Here is a 5,783-nt window from a genome sequence, read left to right on the forward strand (position 1 = left end):
TCGAAGGTTATGGCAATCTTCTTCACGTCCGCCTCCTCCAGCCGCTGTTCCCCCTCCACCTGGACAATGCCACTGTCCGTAGCCACCGCCCTGCTGCCCAGGCCATAAAAGCCTAAAAAAAGCATCCCTGCCATCAGGTCGAACAGCAAGATTGCCGTTGTCATTTTTTTCATCTGAGCTCCTACCCTCGTAATCCTCTCAATGAAGTATATGCTTCAGGAAACAGCTCAATGCCTCCTTATCAGCAGCACCGCCACATCGTTCACATTCGTCCCCGTAGCCCCGGTGAGAATCAGTCCTCCGGCCTTTCGCAGGGCCTCATAGGAATCATTCTCCTGAAGCGTCCGGTAAATGTCCACCCCAAGACGGTTCAGAATCTGCTTCGTCCTGCCATCGCAGTAACCACCTGCCGCATCCGTAGGGCCGTCCGTGCCATCGCTCCCCACGCTGAATACGGCAGTGTCCTCCAGCCCGCAGATTCCCTCTGCCGCCGCCAGGGCCAGCTCCTGGTTGCGACCGCCCTTCCCCTTTCCTGTCAGGAACACCACCGTCTCGCCTCCTGCGATATAGGCCAGGCTCTTCCTGTCTGCCTGATGGCTTTTCGCGATTGCAGCCAGGAACCGCCCCGCCTCCCTGGCCTGGCAGTCCAGACGGTCTGTCAGGATATGCGGCTCATACCCCAGCTCTTTGCAGACGGCTGCCGCTGCCCGGCAGAGATTCTTCACGCTCCCTGTCACCACGGTCTCCACATTGGACAGCGACTTCGGCGTCTCCCTGTTCAGCAATCCTATTGTTTTTTCGCTGAGCTCCAAACTGTATTTCGACGCTATCGTCAGCGCCTGGGCACAGGTGGAGGAGTCCGGATAGGCAGGGCCGGAGGCTATCATGTCCAGCGGGTCTCCCAGGATATCGCTGAGGATGACGCTATAGACCTTTGCCGGACGGCAGTTCTCCGCGAACCGCCCGCCCTTTACCGCAGACAGGCGCTTTCGGACTGTGTTCATCTCCACGATGTCCGCGCCGCAGGCCAGCAACTGGTCCGTGATGTCCGCCAGCTCCTTCCTGGACACTAGCGGCTTCTCGAACAGGGCGGAGCCGCCGCCGGACAGCAGGAAGACCACAGTATCCTCCACCCCCAGGTTCCCCACAAGCCTAAGCACTTCCTCCGTAGCCTGAAAGGAATTTTCATCCGGAACCGGATGCCCTGCCTCGAAGCATCTTATGCCCCCAATCTCCCCCTTTACATGCCCGTATTTGGTGATGCAGATCCCGGACTCCATCCGCCGGCCCAGAATGTCCGATGCCGTCCTGGCCATCTGCCATGCGGCTTTTCCCACAGCCACCACATACAGCTTTCCGCTCCCGAAATCCCTGCCCTGTAGGGCCCTGGCCACCGCCTCGTCCGGCAGCACCTGTCGGATGGACTCCCTGACGATTGCATCCGCTTCTTCCCTTAACGTCATATCTCCTCCCAATCTCCTTCCCGCGCCCCGATACACGCTCCCGGGGCCATCTCCGGCCATGCTCCGTCTCCCGGAGCAGCCCCTCCCCACAGCACAGTCCCTGCCCGGAGCCGTTCTGCAAAAAGGCACCCGCCGGTCCGGCAGGTGCCTTTTCTTGATTCCGCATTATATCATTCGGTTATCCGAACATCATTTCTTCTTCAGCACCAGATGCTGAGGCAGGCCGTTGACCATGAACGGCTGATAGTCGCCGTGAATCAGGGGCTCGATGTAGTTGATGAACTCCTGGGTCACGTAGTTGCCCTCCCGGTTCATCCAGTTGCGGGGAACCAGCTTCTCGTGGTTGGCAATCCTGTGCACGTCATAGATGCCCGCCGCGCTCTGGTAAGGATCGTCGGAGACACGGTCGATGACCACCATCTTGCCGGTGTCGCCCTCATCGGCAGCCTTCACGGCCGCGCCGCCTACCATGAACGCTTCGTCCACGTCCACACGGGAAGCCATGTGGGAAGCGCTCCTCTGCAGGGTGGAGAACTCGATGCTGCGGGTCTTGCAGCCAATCTCCGCGCCCAGGAAGTTCGCCAGATAGGCGGCTGTCCCCTGAAGCTGCTTATGGCCGAAGGCATCCACATACTCTGAACCGCCGCCCAGCTCGCATACATATCTGCCGTCCTCCACCTTGATGCCCTCGGATACGGCGATGACCACGGAATTCTTCTTCTTCAGAAGCTCCTTGGTGTTCTTCAGGAACTTGTCGATATCGAACACGGCCTCGGGCAGATAGATGGCATCCGGGCCTTCGCACTCCTCGGTCTTGGCCAAGGCGGTAGCGCCTGTAAGCCATCCCGCGTTACGTCCCATGACCTCGATGATGGTGATGGAATCTTTCTTGTAGTTCAGGCCCAGGGCATCGCGGATGACTTCCTTGGTGGAAGCGGCGATATACTTGGCGGCGCTTCCGAAGCCGGGCGTGTGGTCGGTCAGGGCCAGGTCATTGTCGATGGTCTTGGGCACGCCCAGGAACTTCTGGGAATGGCCCTTCAGGATGGCGTAGTCGGACAGCTTCTTGATGGTGTCCATGGAATCGTTCCCGCCGATGTAGATGAATGCCTCAATCTGCAGCTTGTCCATGATTTCGAACAGCTTCTCATAGATTTCCGGATTCTCATGGATCTCCGGCAGCTTATAGCGGCAGGAGCCCAGGAAAGCCGAAGGCGTCCTCTTCAGGAGCTCGATGTCGATATCGGAATGAATCTGTGTGGACAGGTCCACATACTGCTCGTCCAGGAAGCCCTGAACGCCGTGGAGCATTCCGTATACCTTGTGGAAGCCTCTCTCCTTGGCGGTCTTGTAGACCCCCGCCAGGCTGGAATTGATCACAGCGGTAGGGCCGCCGGACTGACCAACGATGATGTTACGTTTTTTTGCCATTTCTAAATCCTCCATAAAAATTTTAGCAAGTCGGATTCACCGACAAGTAATCACAATATTTTCACCTGTTAAATCATACCAAAAAAAAGCAGAAATTACAACACCAAATTAAATAAACTGGTTTCTTTCCGCGTCATAGTGATAGCCTGCGCTCTCCAGGCTGCCCTCGATCTCCTGCCTGTCCGCATCCAGCTCTTCGCACATCACGTCCAGGCTGCCATAGAAATCCCTCAGCTTCATGTTCACGAAGCTGAGCAGCATGATTGGATCCTTTGGAAGCATGTCCCTCACCTCTTTCCTCTCCATTCTACCAGACATCTCCCTCCATGGCAAGGAAAAGGAGCGCTACATCCGCTCCTTTTTTCAGTCTCTTTTCAACCTTGTCCATGTAACATGAGTCCGTTTTACTCGGTGAGATACTGCGCCGTATCAGCCTCCACCTGTCTCCCATATTCCTTCACGTTCTCCGTGACTGTATAGTCGTCGTCATCAAAGAAGAACTTATGCAGCCATGCCACGTTGTCCTCCAGGCTCTTAGGTATGACGCAGCTTCCTTTTGCACCGATATTGCCCACGGTGCGCATGCTCTCCTGAGGGAAGCCGTCCTCCCCTACGATGCTGTATTTCCCTACATCCGCCAGGAGATCCAGGATGTCGGCGGAGTCAAGGCTGGTATAGATGTCCCCGATGCAGTCGTTGAACACCTTGGTCAGGGTCACCAGATCCGTCTTCTTCGCCTGATCCTCCATGGCCTTCAGCACTTCCCTCTGCCTGGCGGTACGTCTGTAGTCATCCCCGCCGCCATAGCGAATCCTGCAGTATGCGGTGGCCTGCATCCCGTTCAGCAGCTGATATCCCGGCTCCGTCACGGGAGTATAATCGCACTGCAGCACATTGGAAATGCCAATCTGATAGCTGTTGAGATGATGCACTATCTCTTCATTTTCCACATCGATATAGACGCCGCCCAGCCCGTCGATGACGCCCCGCAGGCCCTTGTAGCCCACGGCCACGAAGTCCGTGATGTCCATGTCCAGGTTCATGTTCAGCATCTTCACCGCCTGCTCCGCCCCGCCGGAAAAGTATGCCTGTGTCGCTTTCCAGTAATCATCGTTTCCCAGGTTCAGGTATGTATCGCGGTACACGCTGACCAGCCTGATGTCCCCTGTATCCATGTTCACGCTTGCGATCATGATGCTGTCGCTGTGGCTCCCTTTGTACATCTGCGCCTCGTTCTCCGCGTCCAGCCCGAACAGCGCGATGTTGCGGTAGCCCTGCATGGTGCCGCCCTCTTCCTTGAGCTGCTTGACTTCCTCATGGATTTCCAGCACCTGGGGATCCAGGTCCGCCATCTTAGGCCCCTCGCTGGACTTATGCATCACCAGATATAATGCCACCAGCATTACCAGGATGATGACGATTTCAATGCCAAAGAGAATCAGCTTGGATCTGCTTCTGCTCCTTCTTCTCGACCTGCCTGCTCCTGCTGCCATATATGACCCCTCCTCATATCTCCTTGTTCTATGTTTTGTTAACTTATTATAAGGGATATAGTTTAGGATTTTATGAAGCGAATTCTTAAGTTTTCTTAAGATACTTCATAAATAGGAATCGTAAGTTATTCTGGAATCCGTTTTCAGTTCTTACAGCCACAGTCTTCGCATCTGTCGAATTCGCAAAACCGCACTTCTCTATTTCCGCCATGGACAGGTTGCGGGTGAGCTGGTGGACGATGGCCGCCACGATTTCCAGATGAGCCCTAAATCGAAAACTTTTTCACTTCTTCCTGTGTAAGCTCGACCAACTTCTTTCCGCATCTCTTCGCATATCTTGACAATTCAAGCAGGTTCACATGGCAAGACGGTGCATTAACATATGGATCGGGTTGTTCAAAGTAGCTCTGAGCCGGAATCTGATTTTCCATAAACTTAGGCCTCGTTCCATTCATAATGATACACCTCCAATAGATTCTTTGCCTGTTCCTCACCAATAAAGAACTGGTACTGATGCAGCATTCCCAGATACTCCGCATGAAATACATCCATATAGTGCTTTAACAATTCTGCATTTGCAGCAAAGCCATGAATGGCTCCTTCATAACCCATTCAATCGATTTATCGGCAGCTATGGCGAAAAGATGGCCGCCTATGCCAACATATTTTTGACTGCCAAACTCATGCCTGTTATTATGAGGAGCCGTGCAGGCCCAGTGAAGATAAGCGGCATGGGAGTCCTTGTCATTTCTGACGCCTACCAGGCCTTGGATTGAATTGTCGTCTTTTAGAGCAAGGGCATATACTTCGACATTCTTTGGTATCTCATTCCAGTTAATGTGCCAACCATTGGACTTCTGGAATTTCTTAAGATATGTACGGCTTTCGATTTTAAATACGACAGTTTCCTTGATATCGCCTGTCACTGTGTCTTTCAGACAGGGTATGTTCTGTTATGCGCAACTTGATTGTACCATATTTTCACCGTTTCCTCAACCGGAATCACTCCGATTAGGTTGAAAAGATTCCAGGCAGAGCCGCCCTGGGACACCGCCATGCCCCATTGGAAACAGGCGCGAAAGCGGCAGGGCTGTCGCGCCCTGCCGTCTCCGGCGCTTCGCCACCTCACATGGCGAAGCGTAGGTTATTCTGGAATCCGCTTTCAGTTCTTACAGCCGCAGTCCGGCTTGTCATCGCAGTCCTCGCACCTGTCGAAGGCCGGATTGAAGGCGTAGAAGTTCCTGCTGTCCAGCTTATCCTGCACCATGCGCAGGGCTTCGCCGAAGCGCTGGAAATGCACAATCTCACGCATGCGCAGGAACTTGATGGGCTCGCAGACATCCGGCTCCTTCACCAGCCGCAGGATATTGTCATAGGTGGTGCGGGCCTTCTGCTC

At 54.4% G+C, this 5,783-nt stretch carries 7 protein-coding genes and 1 pseudogene; all 8 read right to left on the reverse strand.

The window, feature by feature from the left end; genetic code table 11:
- Positions 1 to 227: 227 nt before the first annotated feature.
- A complete protein-coding gene (locus tag Q2B33_RS22985; protein ID WP_300784990.1) occupies positions 228 to 1,463 on the reverse strand; it encodes a glycerate kinase in 1,236 nt (411 codons plus the stop codon).
- A 189-nt stretch (positions 1,464 to 1,652) separates the two neighbouring features.
- A complete protein-coding gene (locus Q2B33_RS22990) occupies positions 1,653 to 2,894 on the reverse strand; it encodes a 6-phosphofructokinase (protein WP_300784988.1) in 1,242 nt (413 codons plus the stop codon).
- Positions 2,895 to 3,002: 108 nt separating this feature from the next.
- A complete protein-coding gene (locus tag Q2B33_RS22995) occupies positions 3,003 to 3,176 on the reverse strand; it encodes a DUF4250 domain-containing protein (RefSeq protein ID WP_334305419.1) in 174 nt (57 codons plus the stop codon).
- Between the two features lie 122 nt (positions 3,177 to 3,298).
- On the reverse strand, positions 3,299 to 4,387 hold the full coding sequence (locus Q2B33_RS23000) for an LCP family protein (protein ID WP_300776916.1): 1,089 nt from the start codon (positions 4,385 to 4,387) through the stop codon (positions 3,299 to 3,301).
- A 184-nt stretch (positions 4,388 to 4,571) separates the two neighbouring features.
- Positions 4,572 to 4,652 (reverse strand): annotated as a pseudogene (locus Q2B33_RS24630) (manganese catalase family protein); the annotation flags it as partial.
- 1 nt (position 4,653) lies between these two features.
- A complete protein-coding gene (locus Q2B33_RS23005) occupies positions 4,654 to 4,842 on the reverse strand; it encodes a hypothetical protein (protein WP_300784985.1) in 189 nt (62 codons plus the stop codon).
- A 105-nt stretch (positions 4,843 to 4,947) separates the two neighbouring features.
- Complete coding sequence (locus tag Q2B33_RS23010; RefSeq protein ID WP_300784984.1) at positions 4,948 to 5,313, reverse strand: hypothetical protein; 366 nt, start codon at positions 5,311 to 5,313, stop codon at positions 4,948 to 4,950.
- Between the two features lie 236 nt (positions 5,314 to 5,549).
- On the reverse strand, positions 5,550 to 5,783 hold a 234-nt coding region (locus Q2B33_RS23015), incomplete at its 5' end, for a manganese catalase family protein (protein ID WP_300817842.1).

Source organism: uncultured Acetatifactor sp. (genome assembly GCF_948601915.1).
In the GTDB taxonomy this organism is placed as follows: Bacteria; Bacillota; Clostridia; order Lachnospirales; family Lachnospiraceae; genus Acetatifactor.

Bases quoted from the DNA above. Each gene is read 5' to 3' on its own strand.
- Q2B33_RS22985 (WP_300784990.1), bottom strand. From the start codon at position 1,463: ATGACGTTAAGGGAAGAAGCGGATGCAATCGTCAGGGAGTCCATCCGA.
- Q2B33_RS22990 (WP_300784988.1), bottom strand. From the start codon at position 2,894: ATGGCAAAAAAACGTAACATCATCGTTGGTCAGTCCGGCGGCCCTACC.
- Q2B33_RS22995 (WP_334305419.1), bottom strand. From the start codon at position 3,176: ATGCTTCCAAAGGATCCAATCATGCTGCTCAGCTTCGTGAACATGAAG.
- Q2B33_RS23000 (WP_300776916.1), bottom strand. From the start codon at position 4,387: ATGGCAGCAGGAGCAGGCAGGTCGAGAAGAAGGAGCAGAAGCAGATCC.
- Q2B33_RS23005 (WP_300784985.1), bottom strand. From the start codon at position 4,842: ATGAATGGAACGAGGCCTAAGTTTATGGAAAATCAGATTCCGGCTCAG.